The organism is Limosilactobacillus caviae, assembly GCF_014635905.1.
GTDB lineage: Bacteria > Bacillota > Bacilli > Lactobacillales > Lactobacillaceae > Limosilactobacillus > Limosilactobacillus caviae.
Genome location: NZ_BMDS01000006.1, coordinates 13620 through 35656 on the forward strand (window position 1 = coordinate 13620; position 22037 = coordinate 35656).

Genomic DNA, 22037 nt, shown 5'->3' on the forward strand with positions numbered 1-22037 from the left:
TTACATAGAAAATTTAAATTCTCCTCTTTTTAATTTATTAAATCGAGTTACTATTTGTTAGTACAAAATAGAAAACAAAATAGAAAAGAGGATACGATATGAAAGCTATTGGTTTCACACGACATTTAGACATAAATGACTCTCAAAGTTTATTTGATTTTGAGAAGGATATTCCTTCTCCTAAAGGACATGATCTACTAGTAAAAATTAATGCTGTATCTGTTAATCCAGTTGACACTAGTGTACGACATAACGGACGAGGAACTTTAACAACACCGAAAATTATTGGTTGGGACGCTTGTGGAATTGTGAAAGAAGTAGGGGCACAAGTATCTCTTTTTAAACCTGGTGATAGAGTATTCTACGCTGGATCTTTTAAGCGTCCTGGGAGTAACAGTGAGTATCAATTAGTCGATGAACGAATTGTGGGACACGCGCCAAAGACATTAAGTGATGATGAAACGGCTGCAATGCCTCTGACATCATTAACTGCATATGAAGCATTATTTGAACAGTTATCATTACCAACTACTAGTTCAGAAAATAAAGGTAAAACTATCCTTATTATTAATGGCGCTGGAGGAGTAGGTTCGGTTGCAACTCAATTAGCGGCCAATGCAGGCTTAACTGTTATCGCTTCGGCCTCACGTCCTGAAAGTATTAAGTGGGTTAAAGAACATGGCGCTAAGTATACTGTAAACCACAGGAATAACTTAGTTGATGAAGTACGAAAGTTAGGCTACAAATATGTAGACTATATTTTAGAACTCAAAGATATCGATAGTCACTGGAAAGAAATGTGTGAGTTAATTAAACCAGAAGGGACTATTGCTTCAATCACTGAAAATAAGCGGCCAATTAACCTACGTCTTTTGACTCCGAAAAAGGCTACTTTTACATGGGAATGGATGTATACCAAATCTTACTATCATACGAGCAATATGCAAACTCAACATACTATTTTAGATACAATCGCACAACTACTTGATGAAGGTAAGTTGAAATGCACGTTAACACGATCATTATCTCCTTTGAATGCAGCTAATCTACGTAAGGCACATAGTTTAGTAGAAAGTGGTCATATGATTGGTAAAGTAGCCGTTTCGGGATGGGAGAAGTAAACTTATGATTGAAAATGATAGATATTATCGTCGTTATGTCGTTCTATATTTAAAGAAGTAGTTACCTTATTCTTTCTTGGCAATTGCTGTCATTCCACAATTATCGCTAATCGGCACGTTCTTGAACAGTTGTATACAATTTGTGACAAATTAGAGGCCCAAATATTTCTCTTTAATCATTTCTGCTTTCTTGGCATGATCTTCTGGATAAATAAAACTGTAGTCAATGCCGAGTTTTGACAATTCATCTAGAATGGGACGCTTATATTGGGCGGGAATAATATACTTTTCTTTTTCATTAGGCTTCTCAGAATTATAAAGACTAAGGATATCGATTGCCGATTGTGCTTGGTGTTCAACCTCAGAGTAATTAATGTTTACGGATTGATCATACTCATCGCCGATAAAGGGAACGAAAAGGAAAAGACCTTGCTGATTTTCCATTCGACGACTCATTCGTTTGACGGTTACAATTTTGGGGACAATTAATTCGAGGGGATTTAATTTGTTTTCAAAGCTTGGAATGTCACGCTTGGCTTCCTCAAATAAACGAAGGAAAGGCAATGTATGTAAGTCATGTTTGAATTCAGCAAAGTAGTTTGAGGTATTATCATCAAAATAATTAAGATAGTCATTACTCCATAGCCGATGCTGCTGACTAATATAATTATCATCTAACTGGTAGAAGTTTTTAATTGTCTGGAAAAAGGCACTTTTATCGGCCATCGACTGCCTTGCCAACGAGGACTCAAGCTGCATTTCGTTGCTAAAGGCGTTTTTCTTGAAATAATTGTGATTAGTTAAGCCACTCTTAAAATCATATTCAGCAATAAGTTCGTGCCATCCTCGTTCATCAAGCATTTTAGCTAATTTATCGCGGTTAGGTTGGTCCTTATAAATATATACTTCCCCATTACCCTGACCACCCTTAACTGCAAAAAAGAGGGCGATGAGCGGATTACTACTAACATCTAGTAGCCTAGTCGGCAGGTGGTAGTGTTCCATTAATGCCATGCGTTCAAAATTAGTCCGGCATTTTTCAAAAAGCTGTGGATCAGTCATTAAAAAATCATTAAACATATTATCCTCATTATCGAGAAGTTTTCGACTGCGGAATACAGAGGGTAAGGTGTTTGAAAAAGCATCATCTTGTCCGCGAAAATAATAATTTTGTTTCTTATCGTTAATTAATTTTTCGATTTCTTCAATGTAACCAGAGACAGTTTGGATATTATGAATCACTGTATTAGCCACCCTTCGATATACCTTTAAGCAAATTCTAAAATAGATAAATTAGAAATACTAGTAAAGCGGAGTATTAATTTTCCACAAAAACACTTTTAAATTAATTTGGTACCGAAATATATCGACAATAAAATACAAAGGTATTATATTATATACATCGGTACCGAAGTATATTGTTAAACGATAAAATTAGTGGAGGATAATGATACGCTTACAAATCAATTAATCGCTTTAGGAACGATGGTTGTACTTCTTGTTTTTCTAGTATCAGGCAATCCATTAAAGACTGCTGAAGTAAGAAGTAAAGTTCGAAAGTAAATTCTTAATCAAACTAAAATAATATAATTTAAGGAGAGATAATCATGGCAGAGATCAGTGATATGGAATTAATTCAAAAAATGTTAAAGAGTTTATCAGTATTACGGGGCAATACTTTATGGGGAAGCAACCAAGGCTTTGCACGACAACAAATGGGGAAATTCGGCTTTGGCGGTCGTGAATTTCAACAAGCAGATATGAATAATGATAATATGTTTGGGCGTGGTGGTTTTTCACCGATGAATGGTCCAATGGCGGGGAGACAGTCAATGAATGGCTGGTCAGACATGATGAACCAGCGCCCAGAATTTGACCGTTCAGCAATGATGAATGGCCGACCTAGTTTTATGAACCGGCAGGGATTAATTCGGGAAAATCTTTTGACAATTATTGCGGATGCTTCTGAAGGAATTCGTGCGAAAAAGATTGCTGAAAAGGCGGGAATTAATCAATCATCAGTTTCCGAATCGCTCAGTAAGCTTGAGGATGATGGTTATATTAAGCGGACTGTGGACCCAACTGATAAACGTGCCACTTTAATTTTCTTGACTGATTTAGGAGAAGCCCGAGCTAATGAAATTAAGGATCAGCAGCAAAAAATGTTTGGTCACCTTTTTGATAATCTAACAGCAAGTGAAAAGGAAGAATTATCGCGGTTGTTAGATAAGATTATTGGTGGTGAAGATAAATAAAGTAAACCTAATGATATTAAAAAGGCATTAGCAGCAGATAGATACTACTAATGCTTTTTTTACATTGGCTGGCCAGTTGAAATTTCAAATCCTGCCGTTACAGGAATTGTTTCGCCAGTAATCGCACTAGCAGCAGGGCTAGTAACAAAATAGATTGCAGCCGCAACCTCTTCTGGTTCAACAATACGGTTTAAGGGACTATTTTGAGCAAATTTTTGTTTATCCTGGTGAAAAAGCGGAGTGTCAGTCGGTCCTGGAGCAACGACATTTACTCGAATATTATTCTTACCATAATCGATAGCCATTGCCCGAGTCATATTAATGATTGCGCCCTTGGCAGCATTATAAGCAACCATTGCCCGATCACCAGCCATACCAGAAACCGAAGAAATATTAACGATACTACCATGATTATTCTTAATCATTATCGGAAGAAATGCTTTGCTAACCAAGTAGGTTCCCTTAACATCAACTGCAAAGATTTTGTCCCAATCTTGTTCACTTGTTTCGTGCAATTCACCATGAATGACGATTCCTGCATTATTAACCAATGCATCTACCGTTTGAAATTTATTAATCGTTGCTTGATAAAGCTTTTTAACATCAGCTGCCTTACTGATATCAGCTTGCTGAAATGCAACATGATTTTGCGAGTACTTTTCGCTTAATTGCTTAGCAACGTCGTGTCCTTTTTGATGATCACGACCAACAAGCATTGTATTCCAACCTTTTTCAAGGAATAATTTTGCGGTTGCAAGGCCAATACCAGATGTTCCACCAGTAATAACCACCGTTTGCATATTAATCACTCTTCTTTCGATATATTGAATTTATTATGCCATCTTTATTTGTCTTTAGCCAATAGTTGATATTTTATTTATAATAAAAATAACATTAGGAGGTAAGGGCATATGGATATAACTTCTTTTCAAGAATTAAGAGATTGGCTAGCAGGACGCCATTATACGCTTGAGAAGCTTAAATCGCATCTTATTCTTAAGCATCAAGGACAAGAATTAGCGATTATTACACCGCCAGACAAGTATCAAGTCAAAAATGTTGAAATGACATTTAATGAATGGGTGGAATTTAATAAATGCATTCGTAATATTCGTCATTATTTAATAGCACAGGAGAAATCATAATAAATTGGTAAGTGAAGTTATTGTTTAAGCTAACTTCGCTTATTTTATTTGTAATATTTAAAATTTATTCTTGCATTCGAATCAAACAGTACTGCTATAATATCTTTACCATAAAATGTGTTAAGGAGAAATAAATGAGCACGAATAAGATGAACAGCCAAAATAGTAGTATTATCCAGAAGCTAAGTTCCCAAACTATTAAACTCCGAGTAGTTCAGCCGCCAATCAATATAAAAAGATTGCTCATTGGGTATATTGATAAGTATAAGGGGCAGGCTGGCATTATATGTGTTCGCTCAGCCGAAGAAGGCAATGCATTGGCGACATATTTAAGAGCTCGGCATGTTAATGTAGCAGTGTCTTGTGCCCCAGATCAAATGAAAGATCAGATATTTATAACCACGAATTTAGCCAATTTTCGTAAATGCCCTGTGAATGTTCGATTTATGATCCATATAAGTAGTCCGAAAAGTTTAGGCGAGTACTTATTAGACATAAGGAGTGTGAAAAATGATCTGCCTTGTGAGGTTATCCTTTATTTCAAACAGGCTAATACTAAAAAACAATGGTGGACAATTAATAAGAGAATCGATATTGATAATGAAGAAAAAATTCGGCAATACAACGGTCTTCAGTCAGTAGCACAGTACGCTAATACGTCGAGATGCTTACGGAAAGAAATCGCAAGGTACTTAGGCGGGGATTGTCACCCTTGCCACCAATGCAGTAATTGTTTATATAAAGGCGAATTAGACGATATTACACTGGAGTCACAGACCTTGATTGCATTAGTAAAGCTAACTCATGGACAATATAACAAAATTAGCATTGCTAAGATAGTTACGGGATCTCAAAATCAAAGGATACTGGAAAATGGAGCTAAAATATACGAGTAATATGGAGCATTACAACATTATTCACAAGAGAAAGTTTTAAATTTAATAGATTATTTAATAGCAACTGATTATCTAGAAATAAGGCAAGGAAGGTATCTCTTTATAACAACGGCAGGGTTGGAGGTATTGGAAGATAAGGTAGTAGTTAAAAGAAAAAGGTTCGGCGATTATCCAATAAGATTTACTTCTTGTGATAAAGAGCTATTTGAGAAACTGCGCTTAAAACGTTTAGAGCTCGCAAAGAAAACTAAAGTCGCTCCATTTATTGTTTTCACTAATACGAGTCTCAATGACATGGTACGTGTTCTTCCCCAAACATCGGCGGAATTTTTAACAGTAGAGGGAGTAGGTAAGTACCGTCTTGAACATTATGGAGATGCGATGATGGCGACAATTAAAGATTACCTAAATGAAAAAAATTTAAAAGCAGTTAGTTAATGGTGAATTTTATTATGAAGTCCTTTCTTTTTGGAATTGCACTTTTTCATGATAAGGTAATCGTAAAAGTAACTTTGGACAAACATTGAGGAGTGATTACCAATGATCAGAGTCGGAATAATTGGTGCATCTGGAATGGCCGGTAGTGCAATATATAAATTAGCAACCACAAAACCCGAATTAGATGTAACTGGAATTGTACGGCATGAAAACAAAGCACGAGAAATCCTTGGTAATGATGCAAAATTATTAAGCGGTGATATTTTTGCTTTGAATGAGAGTTTGTTGTCGCGGTTTGACGTGATTGTGGACGCGTATGGAACCAGTCCTGAAAATGCGGATCGTCAAACGCGCTTAGCTGAAAGGTTAGTAAGCATAGCACGGAAAAATAAGATTAGATTAATTTTTATTTTAGGGGCCGGCAGCCTCAAGACTGGTGCTGATGAGCACTTATTTGTTGAAGACATTGCTAAAATGCCAGGTGCTGAAAAGTGGATTAATACACCACGACAACAGTTAAAAGAGTTGCAATACTTAGAAACGATTACAGATATTGACTGGGTTGGAATCTCGCCATCAGCAATGTTTGAGGCGGGCCCAGCAACAGGTTATATTGTGGGTAAAGATCAACTATTGTTTAATGAACAAAAAGAATCAAAGGTTTCAACGGGAACAGTTGCAGAAGTAGTTGTAGATGAGATTTTAGCTCCTCGTCATCATCGCGAACGGATTACTGTTGTTAATGAAGAATAAGCAAAAATAAAGACTCTCCAAATCAATAATCGATTTAGGGAGCCTTTGTTTAGACATTTAGGATAATCGCCAGGCTATTATTAATTATTTTAATCAACTAATTTTCCGATTAATGGCAGCTTTGAAACGGGAGAATACTTCTGGGCTGCTTCTTGGTAAGTGACGTCTGATAAATCATGACCAACGACACTACCATGGACTTCAGCACCCTCCCATTCTGGAACTTCTGAGACATCATAAACATTTCCATTGACGCCAATATAACCAGGACGGCCTTCTCGACCATCATATTTTGCTAATTCACTGTGAGTAAAGGCTCGCATAGGTATCACTCCTTAATGGAATCAACATCTTAACATTGCCTTTACTATAACATGAAAATTTTGATAAGAAATAAATTTAGGCTTGGTCTGTTGCTAAATTGGCGACGGTAGATTGTTTAGCCGGTACTTTAACGAGCATCCCAGCTACAACACAGATGATCGTAACTAAGAATGGGAAGAAAGCCCATGGAATAAAGTTAAGCGGATTAATTTGCAAGGTGCTGGCAATAAATACGCCGGATACACTCCAAGGAACAATTGCATTAACCGCGGCTCCCGCATCGTTTAGGATTCGGGTTAAGTATGCTCGTTTTAAGCCAAGTTTTTCAAATGCTGGCAAGAATGATTGACCGGGAAGAATAATTGCTAAGTAGTGCTCCCCGACCATTAAGTTAACACCCACACAAGTAACAGCGGTGGCCATTGTAAGTCGGCCCGGGGTTTTTACAATACCAGCAAGGTGGTCAATAATTGCTTTGATAATATTAAACTTGATTAAAAGACCGCCTAGAGCCAAAGCAAAGATAATAAGGGCAAGTGAAGTTAGCATACTTGCAATTCCACCCTTAGAAAGTAAAGTATCAATTGTCTTATCACCGGTATGAGAGACGTAACCAGTCATGATGGTATTAGTAATGGTTGAGATGCTTGTACTTGGTGCATGAATCCATCCTAACAAAGCAGCAAACAATGATCCGAGACCAAGAGAGGGAATAGCGGGTACCTGTAAGAATGCAAGAATTATTAAGAGCAAAACCGGTAAAAGTGCCCACCCGGAAATCCAGAAACCATTTGCAAGACCATTCATCATTTTATGAACCGCACTTAGACTAACATTCTTAGAGTTGAGTCCGAGGAAGGTGTATAGGATAATACAGATCGCCCATGCAGGAATATCAGTGACTAGAAGTGATTTAATATGTTTGTAAATACTGATTTCACCAACGCTGGCGGCAAGATTAGTTGTTCCAGAAAGCGGCGAAATATTTGATCCACAAAATGCACCAGAAACAATAACACCAGCAGTAAGACCAGGATTAATTTTTAATGTTGCGCCAATTCCAATAAAGGCAATTCCCATTGTTGAAACAGTGGTAAATGAACTTCCACATGCAACACCGACAAGGGTACAAACGATAAAGACGGTTGGTAGAAAGAATTTAACAGAAATAATTTCAAATCCAAAGTACATGATAGTGGGGATGGTTCCTGAAAAAATCCACGTAGCGATGAGAACCCCGATAGAGAGGAAAATAATTAAAGGATCAACGCCAGCCCGAAGACCGCTTCGCATACCGTCCATTACTGTATCCCACTTAAATCCACGAATCCGACCGTAAACTGCAAGCAGGACAAAAGAAATGAATAGTGGAGCTTGCGGTTCTTGGTGCTTAAAAATAATCAAGTATCCGAGAATACATAGGATGCCGGCAAGAATAAGTAAACTTTCGCCGAACCCAAAAGTAGGTTCAGATTGATTTAATGACTTTTTAGTAGCTTTCATTATTTGATTCTCCTTAAATTCTAATAAAAAACACTAACTAGATCAGCGGTGATTGCACAATCCAGTTAGTGGGCTTGGTAGTATAAATAATGGAAGAACGCTACCCTTTACTAGATTGTGTACCTAGCAAAGGACTCATTAAAACAACCCTGCTTAGGTACGAACACCGTTGTCCGTACCTAAAGTACAGACACTTATGCGCGATAAGCATAGTTGTTATAGTACTTAGCTGTATTTAATGAGCAGGTAGTCATAATTGTCGTTCCTTTCATTTGATGTTGTGTTTATTAAAACATTCTCATTTTAGTTTGTCAATCTCTAATTTAAATAAAATTAAAAATCTCCTGAAATATCTTTGTCTAAAAATGAATGCGGGTCAGGGATAAATGAAATATCGGTATCAATAATGCCGAATTTTTCGCGAAGCATATTTTCAATATGTTCTGATAGCTGGAAGCTTTGTAAGATTGTCATTTTAGCATTCACCATAACAGATGCGTCGAGGGTAACTACATTGCCATTATAGTGGGCTTTTAATTCGACAACCTTAATAATCGGTTTAACTTGCATAATAGCTTGGCGGTATTCTTGTTCCGCACGGGGGTCAAAGTAATCGGTTAAGTTAAGGCTGCTCTCGAAAAAGATTTTTAATCCAGAGTAAAGAATAAAGAAACCGACAACGATACTTGTTGCACCATCAAGCCAGCGGAGGTTAAAAAGGAGAGCTCCGCCAATTGAAATTAGGGTACCGATACTTGTAAAGGCATCGCTTAAACTATCTTGAGCCGATGCAAGTAATGCCGCATTTTTTAGCTTAAGCCCTGTTTGACGATTCATGTACCAGACAACCAGCATAATGATTGAAGCAATTCCCGCCCCGATTAGGGCAACTGGCTGGGGGACAACTCGGCTTGCTGGCGTAAGGAGACTCTTAATTCCATCGATAATTACGCTTAACGCAATGGCAACCATGACAACCGCTGTTACAAGTGAAAAAATTGTTTCATACCGCCAGCGGACAAATTGTACTCGTTGGTCAGATCCTATGTGAGCTTGATAGTTTCCGTCAGGAAGTTTAGCACCAATAATATCGTCGTCATCGACATCTTGTGCAATGTGCAAACCCATCATGAGTAAAAAGGTTGAAATGATTCCAGAAAGGTTGTTAAATGCATCGGCACGCAATGTTTGCGATTTACTAATTTCAGCCAACCAATATTCAATAATTGAAATTACAACATAAGCAACGAGGTTATAAATTAAATGGTGTTGGGATGCTCGGATTTTAGATAGTTCGTTTGCTTGTGTTTTTTCCCAATAATCCATTTCCTCGGTTGTGTGCTTCTTAAATTTTGTCATTAATTACCGGCTTCCTTAACAGTGTAAATTACTTTAATTGTAACGCAAAAATAAAAGATGAGTGAGCAGAACATGACGGCGTTAAATAAAAATAAGAGCTGAGAAAATTAATTCTCAACTCTTACCAGTATAAATAATAAAATAATTGCTAGGCCCGGTTATTAATTACGTGGGCGCATGTTGCAATAATCAGTGCAACAAAGCTAACCAAGGCGATCATATTACTCATAATTGACATCATATTGAACAACTCCTTTACATAATTAAGACATTTTTTACAGCACAACTAATTATAGTTGCCTTTTTGGAAAACAAATTAAAATCTTTGTTTTCCCCTCTCCACCAAGTATTGTAACAGGTCTTAGCAACAGTGGCGATAATAATTAGCTAAGCTTTTAATGAGCTTTTTTATGCGAAAAGAGCGCATTTATAAGGAAAATATTATAAGTAACTGTTATGTGAATAAATTAATTTTAATTGTGAATGTATTTGGCTATTTATCTTTAAAAAATTAAGTTATTTAGCCAATTTGTTTAACTCTTTTAAGGCTAGAGGAAACTTTGTGAAACCATCGCTACTTAAAAAGTGGCCGCCGGTTTCTTGTACTATGAGTTTTGCTCTAATCTTATTAGCGACTTCAATGCTATTTTTGTATGGCGCAATCGGATCATCCTTCGCGGTAATTACCGTTGCTTTAGATATTTTAGGATTGATTTGCTGATAATTGGGTGTCGGTACCATAAATTTATCAAGTTGCGGATAGTTAGGTAAATTTTTATCGAACGCCCCAACCAGTAATAAACGTGCATTCTTAATTTGATGGTGCTCAAGATAACGCAGGGCAGTAATACAACCGAGACTATGAGCGATGAGAATAAGGTTATCATGAGGTTCGATTTGATCATCAATTGCTTGACTCCATTCACTCTGAATTGGACGATAAGGGTTAGGGAGCCAAAGCCGGTCAATTTCAATAGCCGGTTTAGCTGCTTCCTCTAGCCATGGAAACCAGTCGTCATCACGAGTTGAGGTTCCGTGAATTAAGTATGCTTTTATCATTTGTAAGACTCCTCATTTCATAAAGTGTTTCAATGTTACCATACCGATAATTAACAATAAAATAGCAATAGAACTTGTGAGGATTTCATAAGGCTGTCCGTGAGCAGCGATAAGTCCTCGAATTAGGGCCATGATACCTAAGCTAAGCAGAAAATCAACTGCAATATGTCCATGATGTTTTAAGGCAGCAATAATCATCGTGATAAATGAAAAGAAAAGGAAAAAGACAATTACTCGATCTAAAATTTTGAAAATAACATGGTCGGTATTTCCGGCTATCATTAATGGTATAAGTGAGAAAATTTCAGTAAATAAGAGAACTGTCAATACGGTTCCTAAAATTGCTAAGGCTAAGATCGTGAACAGGCGTAAAGCGTGACTAAACTTAGTAGCTAGTTCATAAATTCGTTTCATCAATGTCCCTCCCGTTAAGAATCCTCTTAGCTAAAGAATAGCAAGAATTTGTTAACTTATAAAAGAAAACGGAATCAGTATGGGACAAAATTTAGCGAATATTTAATGAAAAATTTGTGGGAAATATGCGACACTTAAAACTGATAGTTAAAGGAGGAGCGAAAAATGCGAAAACCTTTTATTGCAGCTAATTGGAAGATGCATAAAAACGTTCAAGAGTCTGTAGAATTTGTTAACGCGATAAAAAATAAGTTGCCGGATCCGCAAAAGCTTGAAGTTGGAATTGCAGCACAGGCATTTTCACTGCCAAGCATGATTCAAGCAGCAGATGATTCGGGGTTAAAAATTATTGCCCAAAATGCATCGGCCGAGTATTCAGGTCCATATACTGGTGAAATTAGTTTGCGGGGGCTGGCAGATTCTGGAGTGTCCTATGTTATGTTAGGGCATATTGAACGTCGCCGCTTGTTTAATGAAGATAATGACACAGTCAATCGAAAAGTTCTAGCAGCGCTTGAGATGGGCGTGACACCAATTATTTGTACTGATGAGACAATGGTCCAAAAAGAAGTTAATGGAGAAATTCATTACGTCTTTCAGCAGTTAATGAGCGTGCTTCGTGGAGTTTCGCTTGACCAAATTAAAAATGTAGTTGTTTCCTATGAGCCAAGTTGGGCAGTAGGATATGGTCAACACGCAAACCCGGTTTTAGCCGAGGAAGGATGTCGACAGATTCGCCGAACGATTGCTGATAATTATACGTATGAGATTGCTGATAAGATTCGTATTTTATATGGTGGTAGTGTTAATCCTGACAATGTTGGACAGATTATGAATAAGCCTAATGTAGACGGCGTATTGATCGGTCGAGCTAGTTTAGATGTTGATAATTTCTTACGAATGGTTAATTATTCCAAAAATGATCAAGAAAAATAAAAAAAGTCTTTTTATTTACCGTTATTTTGTGTTATAGTTATTAACAGTTGTTATGGCGGTATTGGTGAAGTTTGGTTAACACACCGGTTTGTGGGTCCGGCACGCGTGGGTTCGAATCCCACATACCGCCCTGACCTAAAAAGACAGCTCAGATTAATCTGAGCTGTCTTTTTTTGAACGATTTTGAAAACGCTATCGTTATTTTGTATAAGGGGAGCAAAAAATAATGGAAAAAGCAATTTCACGTGATTATGCTGTTTCGTCAAACATAGAACTAGGATTAACATCAGTTGGTCGTTCAGATACGATGTCAGGACACAGGTATGGGCCAGCAGTCCGTCCATATTACCTAATCCATTATATTTTATCCGGGTCTGGCATATTCAAGGTTAATAATGTTGCCTACCACCTTCATGCAGGGCAAGGGTTTTTAATCGAACCTAATTATAGAACTACATATATTGCGGATACAGAAACACCGTGGTCCTATGTGTGGCTGGGCTTTACCGGTAAAAGTGCAGCTGTGTGGATTGATCAGCTCAATCTTTCAGAAACAAGTCCGGTATTCAATAGTGATGAATCATATGGACTTGCCAACTGTGTTAATGAGATCCTAGCCCTTGATTCTATGATCCCTGAGAATAATTTACGCGCTTTAAGCTGCCTTTTTCGTTTTCTAAGCTATATTGCTACCGGAACAATTGCGGATGTCCAACAAATTAAACCGAAGCAAAATCCTTATGTAACAGCGGCAATTCACCATGTAAGTCATCATCTAACGACAGTGACGGTCGATAGTCTTGCGCAGTCAGTTAACGTTAATCGAAGTTACCTTACTGATTTGTTTAAACAAAATCTTGATTTAACGCCCAGTGAATATATTCGCAATTTTCGGATTACCAAAGCACGGCACCTGTTAGAGTCATCGGAGCTTAGTATTGATCAGGTAGCAGAACACTGTGGCTATCAACGGACAAACTCGTTTACCCGGGTATTTAAAAGGACTTATGGAATTAGTCCGCGCCAATACCGACAGCAGAGTAAAATCTAGAATACGTACTTAGAAGAATTCGTTAGCCTTATTACATTACCGTTTTTATTTGTCCATGAGTAAGGATCGGTTCGGCCAAATGACTCCTGAACCATTGCGTTAATGGTCCCATAAATAGGGCGGTAATTATTGTGCCAACGCCGAGAGTTACGTTGAAAGCAAAACCGACTAGGACACAAATGCTATCCGTAATTATTCGACAGTATTTAAAGGGGAGAAGACGATACTTATAAGCGGCAATGAGCGCAATTGCATCGTAGGCGGATACTCCAAGGTCGGCAGTAAAGTAAAGAGCTGCTGCTAGACAAGTGAAAACAATTGCGACTAGCATTAGGCTCCAGCGAATTGCGAGACTAGGATGGGGAAATACCGTATCTAACAGCGCGTGCATTACATCAGCTGCTATGCCGGTAAAAAATAGGTTGATTATTGTCGCAATTCCAATATAATGCCGTCGTAGGATTAGGACGAGCAGTAGTAGCGCCCCTGTTAAAATTAAATAGAAGGTTGAATAGGTTGAACTAAAAATATTAGCAATTCCAGTTACAAAGCAGGTGAACGGGTCAACGCCAAGATTAGCTTTTTGGAGCATACCAACACAAAAACCACAGAGCGTTACGCCAATAAAAGCCATAATTATCCGTTTAATTCGATACATAAAACCACCTCACCGTTATTCTGCGTCAAGGATAAATAGTCTGCTGTAAAAATCAGTAGTTTCTTTATTTTCTCCTGCAGATGCATCGGTAGTAACAAGGCCAATATTAGCTAGTTCACTACCGCTAAACGAGCCAAGATAGTTTCCGGCTTCTTCTGTAATCCGGTAATTAGCAGTTGAATTAAGCCCTGGAATCCGTTGTAACCGATATTCTGCATTAACATCATTAAGGATTTTAAAATATCCCATGATGGCATGTTTTTTATTAGGAGAAACGACAAGCCAGGCGACGATATTGCTTTCAAAAGGAGTTTTTAACCGGTAGAAGGTTCCAAACTGGAAGAGCTGCCGATGCTTTTTCATAAAAATAATCTGTTGTTTGATTTTCGCTAATTCATCTGGTGAAAGGGCATTGAGGTCTAGTTCATAGCCGAATGCACCAAAGTAGGCTACGTCAGCACGAGTCTTAAGAGGTGTTTGGCGTTGTAACTGTTCATTTGGGGAAACAGAAACATGTGCGCCCATTGAACTAGTCGGGTAGCAATACGATGTTCCAGTTTGAATCTTTAAGCGTTCAATTGCGTCTGAATCATCGCTTGTCCATGCTTGGGGAGCGTAGTAAAGCATACCGGCATCAAACCGTCCGCCACCACTAGCGCAAGATTCAAATAGGATCTTAGGGAAATCATGAATTAACTGGTCATAGAGCCGATAAACTCCCAAAATATAGCGGTGGAAGATTTCACCTTGTTGATCAGCAGGATATGCGGTTGAGAAACATTCTGTGATATTACGATTCATATCCCATTTAACGTAATCCACGTTTCCTTCACGTAAGACTTTTGCCATTAATTGATATACGTAATCTACTACTTCTGGCCGTGAAAAGTCGAGGACATATTGTTTTCTTCCCTGCGATGCATGGCGATTAGGGGTCTCAATAATGTAATCAGGATGTTGCCGGTAAAGTTCGCTGTCTTTATTTGTCATTTCAGGTTCAAACCATAGACCAAACATCATTCCTAAATCGTGAATCTTAGCTGATAGACCGCTAATACCATCTGGAAGGCGATCACGATTAACCCACCAATCACCCAGGCCGGCCGTTTCTGTTGTCCGCTTGCCAAACCAGCCGTCATCAAGAACGAATAGCTCGATTCCTAGGGATTTAGCTGTTTTAGCAAGAGAGAGGAGTTTGTCTTCTGTGAAATCAAAGTAAGTAGCTTCCCAATTATTAATAAGGATTGGGCGCTGCCGGTCACGCCAATATCCGCGTGCTAATCGTTGCTGGTAAAGATGGTGGAAGTTTTGACTAAGGTCATTAAGCCCGTTATTGGTATAAACCATTACTGCTTCTGGCGTTTGAAATGATTCCTGGGGATTAAGTTTCCATGAAAAGTGGAATGGATTAATTCCCATTTGAACCCGTGTCACCTTGTAAGGGTCAACTTCAGCCTGGGCAAGAAAGTTACCGCTATAAACTAATGAAAAACCATATGCTTCTCCTTGAAAATCATCAGTATGTGGCCGCTTGAGGATAACAAAGGGATTTTCCATATGGCTGGAAGCCCCGCGAGTACTGCCGACTGATTGGATTCCGGGACGCAGGTGAGCGGATTTTAGCTGACGTTCACGACCCCACGCACCGGAGAACTGCAACCAATCATAATCGTCATCTGGTAAGTCAAGGTTCATACTCATTGCAGTAGTTAATTGGTAAGAATGCTCACCGCGGTTAATAAATTTAACACTGCGGGCAATTGCATTATAGTGGTTGAAAATGGTGTATGTTAAAACGAGATCAACATCAATCAGCGAATCATGAAGTAAGATTTCGAGTGTTGTTGCTTCGCTATCATCTTCAGTATAGGTTGCAGGCAGGTTATTAAGTTTAGGTTTACCAGGAAAAATTTTGTGTGATATATATTTAAAATTAGTAATTGTACTACCATCCGGCTGTTTGACTTCAAAAGCCGGCATCCGGTAATCGGTTGTTCCGTAGGTTGGATACTCTTGTTTTAAATTGCCTAATGAAAAGGAATAATCGTTATCATATACGTATGAAGTAACCGGACGGTAGGTGTTTTCGATTAAATAGTCATGATTAGCACGGTCAGGAACTCGTTGACCAAAGAAGAGCTGCCCTAATTGGTCGTTACGAAGGACCTTGATAATATAGCTTATGTGATCATTATAGAGGTGGAATTCACGGCTTTGTTCATGGTATTTAATAGGCATAAATGGTAGCTTCCTTTCAGATAAGTATTTTTAATCACCTTTAGTTTAGCGCTTACATTAATGAGATACCGTGAATTTTGTTGTTAAAATAGTGCTAAATGTTAGATTATAGAAAAAAGCATGATAGAAGTCATAATGACTTTGCTATCATGCTTTTTTCTTTGTTTTGCTTAAAACTTTCACCATCCGATCAACGGGGACGGCTTGTAAAAAGGTGGTTAAAAGAATTAATAACGAACCAATTACAGCAGCAATTGTTAAACGCGTTCCAAGAAGAGTAACAGCCAGCAATGTTGCGATTAAGGGTTCAAAGGCACTCAAGATTCCTGTAGCAGCAGGCGAAATATAGCGGATACTCTGTAAGAACATGGTATAAGAAAACATTGTCCCGCCAATAACGATATAAATAACAAGCAACCACTGCCAACTTGTTAGGGTGGGGAATGGGCCTGTTAATAAGATCGGAATCAAGATAATACCGCTAACTAACATTGCTAAACCACATACTGTTAGGGCATCAAACTTTTGTAATAACGGCCGGGGAAGCATGGTGTAAAAGGCTGCTGCAAAGGCACACCAAATTCCCCAAAATAGGGCTAGCGGTGTCAAAGTTAAAGTATTAATATGACCGCCAGTGACAAGAAAGAAAGTCCCAATCAAGGCAATCGTAATCGAAATATTATCAATCCGCCGCGGCCATTTATGCTGAGCAAGCGCTAGCCAAATAATTATAATTACTGGTTGCAAATATTGAATAACGGTTGCGGTCGGAGCGTTGCTATACTTGACTGCTAAGAAATACGTTAATTGCGAATTCATCATCCCTAATATAGAAAACATAAGAAGTATAACGATATTAAATCGATTGGTAATAATATCATGAATTTGTTGCGGCTTCTTATAAATGCTCCAAATAGTTAGAAGAATGCCAGCGATCAATAACCGAATGGTAACTAGCCAACTAGTAGTTATATTGCTTGTACTAAATAAATATTGTGCTGCCGCTCCTGAGCCGCCCCATAATGAGGCACCACCGGCAGCAAGTAATATTCCTTTGGTTTGTACTTTCAATTGTCATCACCCCTAATTTGAATTTTCTTAAATGTAACATGAATTTAACTCAGAATGAATGGCAAATAAAAAAAGGATAACTTAAAATTAAAATAGCATAAGACCAGGAGAAAAAAGGGAGACGTTGACATGAGAAACGTTAAAATTGGTGCAACAAGTTGGGAAGTATCGAATATTGCTTTAGGTATCATGCGAATGGGAACATTACCGGTACCCAAAGCGGTCGATGCCTTAGAAGCGGCGCATGATGTTGGGATAAACTTTATTGATTCGGCTGATATTTACGGCAATGATCCACAATTAGGCCGTGGTTCTTCAGAAATTCACTTTGGCAAGGCACTCAGCAGAAGCAGTCTTACCCGTGATGACTTTTATATTCAGTCTAAAGGAGGACTTTTTGCAAATGCAGACAATAAGATAACAAGGTACGATTCATCAAAAAAACATTTAATAGCTGCTGTAGATGGCATTTTACAACGGATGGGCATTGACTACCTTGATTCATTCTTAATTCATCGCCCTGACCCGTTAATGGATCCTGCAGAAGTAGCGGCGGCATTTGATCAGCTCCATGCAGCAGGAAAAGTACGGCATTTTGGGGTATCGAATTTCAATCCGCAACAAATTGCCCTTCTTCAGTCTGCAACCAATCAGCGAATATTAATTGACCAGGTTCAATTTGGCTTAAAGCATACAGGGATGATTGATTTTGGCCTTCATACAAATATGACTGACAATGCGGCGAATGATCATGACGGCGGCTTATTAGAATATACGCGTCGTAAACATATGACTATTCAAACCTGGTCGCCTTTCCAATATGGGACATTTGCAGGAACGTTTATTAATAATGATCAATTTCCCGAGCTAAATGAAATGTTGGCATCGCTTGCCCGCAAGTATGAGGTAAGCAAAAATGCAATTGCTGTTGCGTGGATCTTGCGGCACCCTGCCCACATGCAGGTATTATTAGGCACTATGACGCCAGCACATATAATCGATAGTGCAAAAGGGAGCGACATTACCCTGACTAGCCAAGAATGGTATGATTTATACCTTGCTGCGGGGAATGATTTGCCCTAATGAAGGAAAATTATCAAAAAACTTATCAACGAATCACGGCTCCCTTTCGTCGGCACCCATGGGCTGTTTCTTTATTACGGATTGCTAATAAGTTTGTAGTATGGGTAATGTATGTTGCTTACTGTGCAATTTTGATATGGGTAGGAAAAAATGATTGCTCAGCACTATGGTCTTTTCTCCTCATCCCTGGCATTGGCTTTCTCATGCTTTCATTTGTCCGCCAACGAATTAATGCCCCTCGTCCATATGAAAAATTCGCAATTGATCCGTTGATTTTTCGTAATAAAACGGGTGATTCGCTACCAAGCCGGCATGTTTTTTCAGCAACTGTTATTGCCATGTGCGGACTAAAGTTAAGCCTTTTTTTGGGAATAACTTTATTCATATTAACTATTATTTCTGCGATTACCCGTGTGATTGGCGGCGTACATTTTCCGCGAGATGTAATTGCTGGGTTTATCTGTGGCCTTATTTGTGGCTTGTTTTTATTTCTTGTCTAACTTTTAAGAAAGGTGCGTTTCATGGATAGTTTGGTATTGCAAGATGCAATTTTGAATGGACTTATCAGCAATCAATATCAGGGCAATACGCTTTTAGGTCCACAATTATTAACTAATAATCAATCAGCTACGATTTGGCAAATGTTGCGCCAAGAACTACTATCATGCAAAAGTTTTACATGGTCGGTTGCTTTTATCACATTGGATATGTTGGTACCATTCAAAGCGGTAATGGCTGATTTAGCAAAAACAGGAATTAATGGAACGATAATTACAAGTGATTATTTGAATTTTAACCAACCTGCTGTATTTGAGGAATTACAAAAAATACCAAACTTAACTGTTGAAATTGCTGATATTAGCGGCTTTCATACTAAAGGATATTTGTTTGATCATGGTGAATATCAAACGATGATTATAGGCAGTGCTAATTTTACTCGTTCTGCTTTGCTGGTTAATAAAGAATGGAATTTAAAATTAAGTTCACGCCAAGAGGGAAGCCTTTTTCAACAACTAACAACCGAATTGAACACTGTTAAGCGGGAAAGTAATCCTTTAACTTCAGAATGGCTTGCAAAATACCGCATGAACTGGCAACCGCCGGAAACTAACCTGCCTCGTCCAAAACGATTAGGGACGGTTCAGCCGAATGCGATGCAAAAAGCTGCATTAGAACAATTGGATGACCTTGTCACAAGGGGAGTTAACAAGGGCTTAGTTGTTTCAGCAACGGGAACAGGGAAAACTTATCTTGGTGCATTTGCGGTGAAAAAATATCAGCCGCGTCGCTTTTTATATATTGTTCACCGAGAACAGATTGCCCGCAAATCATTAGCTAGTTTTCAGCGGGTTATCGGTGGCAGCCGAGCAGATTATGGTCTGTTAACCGGGAATTGCCATGACTGGAATGCTAAGTATTTATTTGCTACCGTCCAAACACTTAGTCAGCAGTCGATTCTTGATAGCCTTAAACCGACTGAATTTGATTATATTTTAATTGATGAGGCCCACCGCGCGGCTGCCCCTAGTTACCAGCGAGTATTAAACCACTTTACACCCCGTTTTTGGTTGGGGATGACAGCAACACCCGAGCGAATGGATAGCCAGGATGTGTTTAAATTATTTGATTACCATTTAGCTTATGAAATTCGCTTGAAGGATGCGTTAGCTGCTAAAATGCTGGCTCCTTTCCATTATGTCGGCGTAACTGATTATGAGGTTGATGGCGAAGTTATTACTGAAACTGCTAAATTAAGTCAATTAGTTGCTTCTAAAAGGGTTAAGTATATCCTTGACCAATTAGATTACTATGGTTATTGCGGTAATCAAGCACGAGGACTGGTCTTTTGCAGTCGTCAGGCAGAAGCAAAAGAATTAGCAGCCTTATTTAGTGCTTCCCATCATCCGGCAATTGCGTTAACTAATCAAAGCAGTAATCAAGAACGGTTAAATGCCGTTGAGCAGCTTGAGGCGGGGAAAATTGAGTATATTATCACTGTTGATCTTTTTAATGAAGGTGTCGATATTCCTTCGTTAAATCAAATTGTGATGATGCGTAATACGCAGTCACCAATCGTTTTTACACAACAACTAGGCCGCGGCTTAAGAAAATATCCGGGGAAAGAGTTTGTAACAGTAATTGATTTTATTGGAAATTATCAGCATAACTATATGATCCCCATGGCACTGAATCAAGATAATAGCCGAAGTAAAGATCGCGCTCGTCGCGAAGTTAAGTTGCCAGCAAATCTTGATGTGTCAACAATTAACTTTACGAAAGTTGCTGAAGAACGAATTTTAGCATCGCTTGATAAGGTTAAGTTAGATTCAATGAAAGAATTGCGTCAAGCCTATCATGAATTAGCCGCTCAACTAGGAAGACCGCCATTACTTAATGATTTTTACCATTATGGTTCGGTTGATCCGTTAGTATTTGCGCAAAATACGCAACTTAAGCATTATGGTGAATTCCTAGAAAAAATGGGTGTTGATCTCAAATTAACCAATTATGAACGTCAAATATTAAATTTCTTGACTAAAGAAATTCTTAACGGGAAACGGCCGCATGAACTTATCCTCCTTCAGCACTTGCTTCACGGTCCATATTCAATTGACACTTTTAAAGTAGAATTAATGCGCCAAAATATCCGCGTTTCGCCTGAGGTTTTACAATCGGTTGATGATATTTTAAGCTTGCGGTTCTTTAATGTGAAAGCCGGTAAAAAATTAAGAAAAGACCAATATGGCGGTGAACCGTTAGTTGATCATCAGGATTTGTTAACTTATCGGTTTAATTCAAGAATTAGCGAAGGTCTAAAAATTCATGATGATTTTAAGCGATTAGTTACCGATATATTGACGACGGGTCGTGAAATAGCTGCGCGGTATGACTTCAAGCAGGCGTTTACACTTTATCAGCAGTATGATCGAAAAGATGTCTGTCGATTATTAAATTGGCCGTTAGATGTGAGTGCCCCCTTATATGGATACCGGGTGGCAGAAGATGTGTGCCCAATTTTTATTACTTATCAAAAGGATTCGGCAGAAAAGAGAAATGCCATCTATAATAACCAGTTCCAAGACGGCCGATCGCTGCGGTGGTATACACGAACCCCGCGGCATCTCTCGTCTGATGAAGTACAGCGACTTCTGGCAGGGGTTAAAGCAGGTAAGCCGCAAGTAAAACTGCACTTGTTTGTAAAGCAGAGTGACGCGGTTGGTAAGGAGTTCTATTATTTAGGTCCTGCTCATATTCAAGCAGAAACGGTAAAAGAAGAATTAGTTGGACCAAAGAAAAAGCCGACAGTGGGGATGAACTTGGTATTAGAGCATCCTTTAACGACAGCGATGATGAATTTACTGGAGATGTAAGCGGTGACCATATTGCTTTTGTTTTTTGCTGAATCATCTATAATTAAAGTGGTAGAAAGAAGATGAATATTATGGCAAAAGGAAAGGTAAAAACTAATGATAAGCGTTCAATTCAAGATGTTAAGTTAGATGAATTAGCTGGCTTATTGAATGAATATGATGTCAATACGATGGGAGCATTAGTGAAGTCCCTAAAGAAGAGTCAAAAGAAGAATAAGCAAAGCAAAAAAGATGAGTTACGCGATACAATTGAGCGCCAACAAGAACATATTGATGAACAAAAGGATATGATTGATCAGCTTAATAATCATATTTCAAAGCTAATTGATCGACTTGATAATAAATTATAAATAAAATAACGG

The 22037-nt window shown here is 38.4% G+C and carries 22 protein-coding genes and 1 tRNA gene; 13 read left to right on the plus strand and 10 right to left on the minus strand.

Annotated features, from left to right (window positions below):
- The first annotated feature begins 98 nt into the window (after nucleotides 1-98).
- Nucleotides 99-1121, plus strand: a complete 1023-nt coding sequence (locus IEU90_RS08590) for a zinc-binding alcohol dehydrogenase family protein (RefSeq protein WP_153710440.1) — start codon at nucleotides 99-101, stop codon at nucleotides 1119-1121.
- A 150-nt stretch (nucleotides 1122-1271) separates the two neighbouring features.
- Here IEU90_RS08590 and IEU90_RS08595 read toward each other — a convergent pair whose 3' ends face one another.
- Nucleotides 1272-2363, minus strand: a complete 1092-nt coding sequence (locus IEU90_RS08595; RefSeq protein ID WP_153710441.1) for an FRG domain-containing protein — start codon at nucleotides 2361-2363, stop codon at nucleotides 1272-1274.
- Nucleotides 2364-2728: 365 nt separating this feature from the next.
- On the opposite strand from IEU90_RS08595, the gene IEU90_RS08600 reads away from it, so the two are divergent.
- A complete protein-coding gene (locus IEU90_RS08600) occupies nucleotides 2729-3376 on the plus strand; it encodes a MarR family winged helix-turn-helix transcriptional regulator (protein WP_153710442.1) in 648 nt (215 codons plus the stop codon).
- A gap of 59 nt (nucleotides 3377-3435) precedes the next feature.
- Here the strand turns inward: IEU90_RS08600 and IEU90_RS08605 are convergent, their stop codons facing one another.
- Nucleotides 3436-4176: an SDR family NAD(P)-dependent oxidoreductase gene (locus tag IEU90_RS08605; protein WP_153710443.1), complete on the minus strand. Its 741-nt coding sequence runs from the start codon at nucleotides 4174-4176 to the stop codon at nucleotides 3436-3438.
- A gap of 111 nt (nucleotides 4177-4287) precedes the next feature.
- On the opposite strand from IEU90_RS08605, the gene IEU90_RS08610 reads away from it, so the two are divergent.
- From IEU90_RS08610 to IEU90_RS08625, 4 genes are all read left to right on the plus strand, one after another.
- Nucleotides 4288-4521, plus strand: a complete 234-nt coding sequence (locus IEU90_RS08610) for a hypothetical protein (protein ID WP_153710444.1) — start codon at nucleotides 4288-4290, stop codon at nucleotides 4519-4521.
- 134 nt (nucleotides 4522-4655) lie between these two features.
- Nucleotides 4656-5417 carry a RecQ family zinc-binding domain-containing protein gene (locus tag IEU90_RS08615; protein ID WP_153710445.1) on the plus strand — a complete coding sequence of 254 codons (762 nt, stop codon included), beginning with the start codon at nucleotides 4656-4658 and terminating at the stop codon, nucleotides 5415-5417.
- A 126-nt stretch (nucleotides 5418-5543) separates the two neighbouring features.
- Nucleotides 5544-5855 (plus strand): HRDC domain-containing protein, encoded by a 312-nt coding sequence (locus tag IEU90_RS08620; RefSeq protein WP_188358017.1) that lies wholly within the window; start codon nucleotides 5544-5546, stop codon nucleotides 5853-5855.
- Between the two features lie 102 nt (nucleotides 5856-5957).
- Nucleotides 5958-6608 carry an NAD(P)-dependent oxidoreductase gene (locus IEU90_RS08625; RefSeq protein WP_153710447.1) on the plus strand — a complete coding sequence of 217 codons (651 nt, stop codon included), beginning with the start codon at nucleotides 5958-5960 and terminating at the stop codon, nucleotides 6606-6608.
- A gap of 89 nt (nucleotides 6609-6697) precedes the next feature.
- Here the strand turns inward: IEU90_RS08625 and IEU90_RS08630 are convergent, their stop codons facing one another.
- The 5 genes from IEU90_RS08630 to psiE form a co-directional block, all read right to left on the minus strand.
- Entirely contained in the window at nucleotides 6698-6931 is a 234-nt protein-coding gene (locus IEU90_RS08630; protein WP_153710448.1) for a cytochrome b5-like heme/steroid binding domain-containing protein, read from the minus strand.
- A 76-nt stretch (nucleotides 6932-7007) separates the two neighbouring features.
- Entirely contained in the window at nucleotides 7008-8435 is a 1428-nt protein-coding gene (locus IEU90_RS08635) for a Na+/H+ antiporter NhaC family protein (RefSeq protein ID WP_153710449.1), read from the minus strand.
- 333 nt (nucleotides 8436-8768) lie between these two features.
- Nucleotides 8769-9794, minus strand: a complete 1026-nt coding sequence (locus IEU90_RS08640; RefSeq protein WP_153710450.1) for a cation diffusion facilitator family transporter — start codon at nucleotides 9792-9794, stop codon at nucleotides 8769-8771.
- A 516-nt stretch (nucleotides 9795-10310) separates the two neighbouring features.
- A complete protein-coding gene (locus IEU90_RS08645; RefSeq protein ID WP_188358018.1) occupies nucleotides 10311-10853 on the minus strand; it encodes an RBBP9/YdeN family alpha/beta hydrolase in 543 nt (180 codons plus the stop codon).
- Between the two features lie 12 nt (nucleotides 10854-10865).
- Nucleotides 10866-11267 (minus strand): phosphate-starvation-inducible protein PsiE, encoded by a 402-nt coding sequence (gene psiE / locus IEU90_RS08650; RefSeq protein WP_153710452.1) that lies wholly within the window; start codon nucleotides 11265-11267, stop codon nucleotides 10866-10868.
- 165 nt (nucleotides 11268-11432) lie between these two features.
- Between psiE and tpiA the strand changes: the two genes are divergently transcribed.
- The 3 genes from tpiA (at nucleotide 11433) to IEU90_RS08665 (ending at nucleotide 13254) form a co-directional block, all read left to right on the plus strand.
- Nucleotides 11433-12203, plus strand: coding sequence for a triose-phosphate isomerase (gene tpiA, locus IEU90_RS08655; protein ID WP_153710453.1), 771 nt, complete (start codon nucleotides 11433-11435; stop codon nucleotides 12201-12203).
- A gap of 55 nt (nucleotides 12204-12258) precedes the next feature.
- Nucleotides 12259-12333, plus strand: a tRNA-His gene (locus IEU90_RS08660).
- 96 nt (nucleotides 12334-12429) lie between these two features.
- Complete coding sequence (locus IEU90_RS08665) at nucleotides 12430-13254, plus strand: AraC family transcriptional regulator (RefSeq protein ID WP_153710454.1); 825 nt, start codon at nucleotides 12430-12432, stop codon at nucleotides 13252-13254.
- Nucleotides 13255-13285: 31 nt separating this feature from the next.
- On the opposite strand, the gene IEU90_RS08670 is transcribed toward IEU90_RS08665, so the two are convergent.
- The 3 genes from IEU90_RS08670 to IEU90_RS08680 form a co-directional block, all read right to left on the minus strand.
- Nucleotides 13286-13912, minus strand: a complete 627-nt coding sequence (locus IEU90_RS08670; RefSeq protein ID WP_163704671.1) for a YczE/YyaS/YitT family protein — start codon at nucleotides 13910-13912, stop codon at nucleotides 13286-13288.
- 15 nt (nucleotides 13913-13927) lie between these two features.
- Nucleotides 13928-16150, minus strand: coding sequence for an alpha-galactosidase (locus IEU90_RS08675; protein WP_153710456.1), 2223 nt, complete (start codon nucleotides 16148-16150; stop codon nucleotides 13928-13930).
- 147 nt (nucleotides 16151-16297) lie between these two features.
- Nucleotides 16298-17221: a DMT family transporter gene (locus tag IEU90_RS08680; RefSeq protein WP_153710457.1), complete on the minus strand. Its 924-nt coding sequence runs from the start codon at nucleotides 17219-17221 to the stop codon at nucleotides 16298-16300.
- A gap of 129 nt (nucleotides 17222-17350) precedes the next feature.
- Between IEU90_RS08680 and IEU90_RS08685 the strand changes: the two genes are divergently transcribed.
- The 4 genes from IEU90_RS08685 (at nucleotide 17351) to IEU90_RS08700 (ending at nucleotide 22025) form a co-directional block, all read left to right on the plus strand.
- A complete protein-coding gene (locus IEU90_RS08685; protein WP_153710458.1) occupies nucleotides 17351-18304 on the plus strand; it encodes an aldo/keto reductase in 954 nt (317 codons plus the stop codon).
- The gene (locus IEU90_RS08690) at nucleotides 18304-18804 is read left to right on the plus strand and encodes a phosphatase PAP2 family protein (protein ID WP_153710459.1); all 501 of its coding nucleotides are present in this window, start codon (nucleotides 18304-18306) and stop codon (nucleotides 18802-18804) included. The genes IEU90_RS08685 and IEU90_RS08690 overlap by 1 nt, the downstream gene beginning before the upstream one ends.
- Before the next feature lie 21 nt (nucleotides 18805-18825).
- Nucleotides 18826-21675 carry a DEAD/DEAH box helicase gene (locus IEU90_RS08695; RefSeq protein WP_188358019.1) on the plus strand — a complete coding sequence of 950 codons (2850 nt, stop codon included), beginning with the start codon at nucleotides 18826-18828 and terminating at the stop codon, nucleotides 21673-21675.
- 71 nt (nucleotides 21676-21746) lie between these two features.
- The gene (locus tag IEU90_RS08700; protein WP_229723656.1) at nucleotides 21747-22025 is read left to right on the plus strand and encodes a hypothetical protein; all 279 of its coding nucleotides are present in this window, start codon (nucleotides 21747-21749) and stop codon (nucleotides 22023-22025) included.
- Nucleotides 22026-22037 lie beyond the last annotated feature (12 nt).

What these genes read in the sequence shown, in the direction of transcription:
- IEU90_RS08590 (WP_153710440.1), top strand. Translation starts at nt 99, where the DNA reads ATGAAAGCTATTGGTTTCACACGACATTTAGACATAAATGACTCTCAA.
- IEU90_RS08635 (WP_153710449.1), bottom strand. Translation starts at nt 8,435, where the DNA reads ATGAAAGCTACTAAAAAGTCATTAAATCAATCTGAACCTACTTTTGGG.
- IEU90_RS08675 (WP_153710456.1), bottom strand. Translation starts at nt 16,150, where the DNA reads ATGCCTATTAAATACCATGAACAAAGCCGTGAATTCCACCTCTATAAT.
- IEU90_RS08690 (WP_153710459.1), top strand. Translation starts at nt 18,304, where the DNA reads ATGAAGGAAAATTATCAAAAAACTTATCAACGAATCACGGCTCCCTTT.
- IEU90_RS08610 (WP_153710444.1), top strand. Translation starts at nt 4,288, where the DNA reads ATGGATATAACTTCTTTTCAAGAATTAAGAGATTGGCTAGCAGGACGC.
- psiE (WP_153710452.1), bottom strand. Translation starts at nt 11,267, where the DNA reads ATGAAACGAATTTATGAACTAGCTACTAAGTTTAGTCACGCTTTACGC.
- IEU90_RS08670 (WP_163704671.1), bottom strand. Translation starts at nt 13,912, where the DNA reads ATGTATCGAATTAAACGGATAATTATGGCTTTTATTGGCGTAACGCTC.
- IEU90_RS08625 (WP_153710447.1), top strand. Translation starts at nt 5,958, where the DNA reads ATGATCAGAGTCGGAATAATTGGTGCATCTGGAATGGCCGGTAGTGCA.
- IEU90_RS08665 (WP_153710454.1), top strand. Translation starts at nt 12,430, where the DNA reads ATGGAAAAAGCAATTTCACGTGATTATGCTGTTTCGTCAAACATAGAA.
- IEU90_RS08615 (WP_153710445.1), top strand. Translation starts at nt 4,656, where the DNA reads ATGAGCACGAATAAGATGAACAGCCAAAATAGTAGTATTATCCAGAAG.
- IEU90_RS08685 (WP_153710458.1), top strand. Translation starts at nt 17,351, where the DNA reads ATGAGAAACGTTAAAATTGGTGCAACAAGTTGGGAAGTATCGAATATT.
- IEU90_RS08640 (WP_153710450.1), bottom strand. Translation starts at nt 9,794, where the DNA reads ATGACAAAATTTAAGAAGCACACAACCGAGGAAATGGATTATTGGGAA.
- tpiA (WP_153710453.1), top strand. Translation starts at nt 11,433, where the DNA reads ATGCGAAAACCTTTTATTGCAGCTAATTGGAAGATGCATAAAAACGTT.
- IEU90_RS08600 (WP_153710442.1), top strand. Translation starts at nt 2,729, where the DNA reads ATGGCAGAGATCAGTGATATGGAATTAATTCAAAAAATGTTAAAGAGT.
- IEU90_RS08630 (WP_153710448.1), bottom strand. Translation starts at nt 6,931, where the DNA reads ATGCGAGCCTTTACTCACAGTGAATTAGCAAAATATGATGGTCGAGAA.
- IEU90_RS08645 (WP_188358018.1), bottom strand. Translation starts at nt 10,853, where the DNA reads ATGATAAAAGCATACTTAATTCACGGAACCTCAACTCGTGATGACGAC.
- IEU90_RS08605 (WP_153710443.1), bottom strand. Translation starts at nt 4,176, where the DNA reads ATGCAAACGGTGGTTATTACTGGTGGAACATCTGGTATTGGCCTTGCA.
- IEU90_RS08700 (WP_229723656.1), top strand. Translation starts at nt 21,747, where the DNA reads ATGGCAAAAGGAAAGGTAAAAACTAATGATAAGCGTTCAATTCAAGAT.
- IEU90_RS08695 (WP_188358019.1), top strand. Translation starts at nt 18,826, where the DNA reads ATGGATAGTTTGGTATTGCAAGATGCAATTTTGAATGGACTTATCAGC.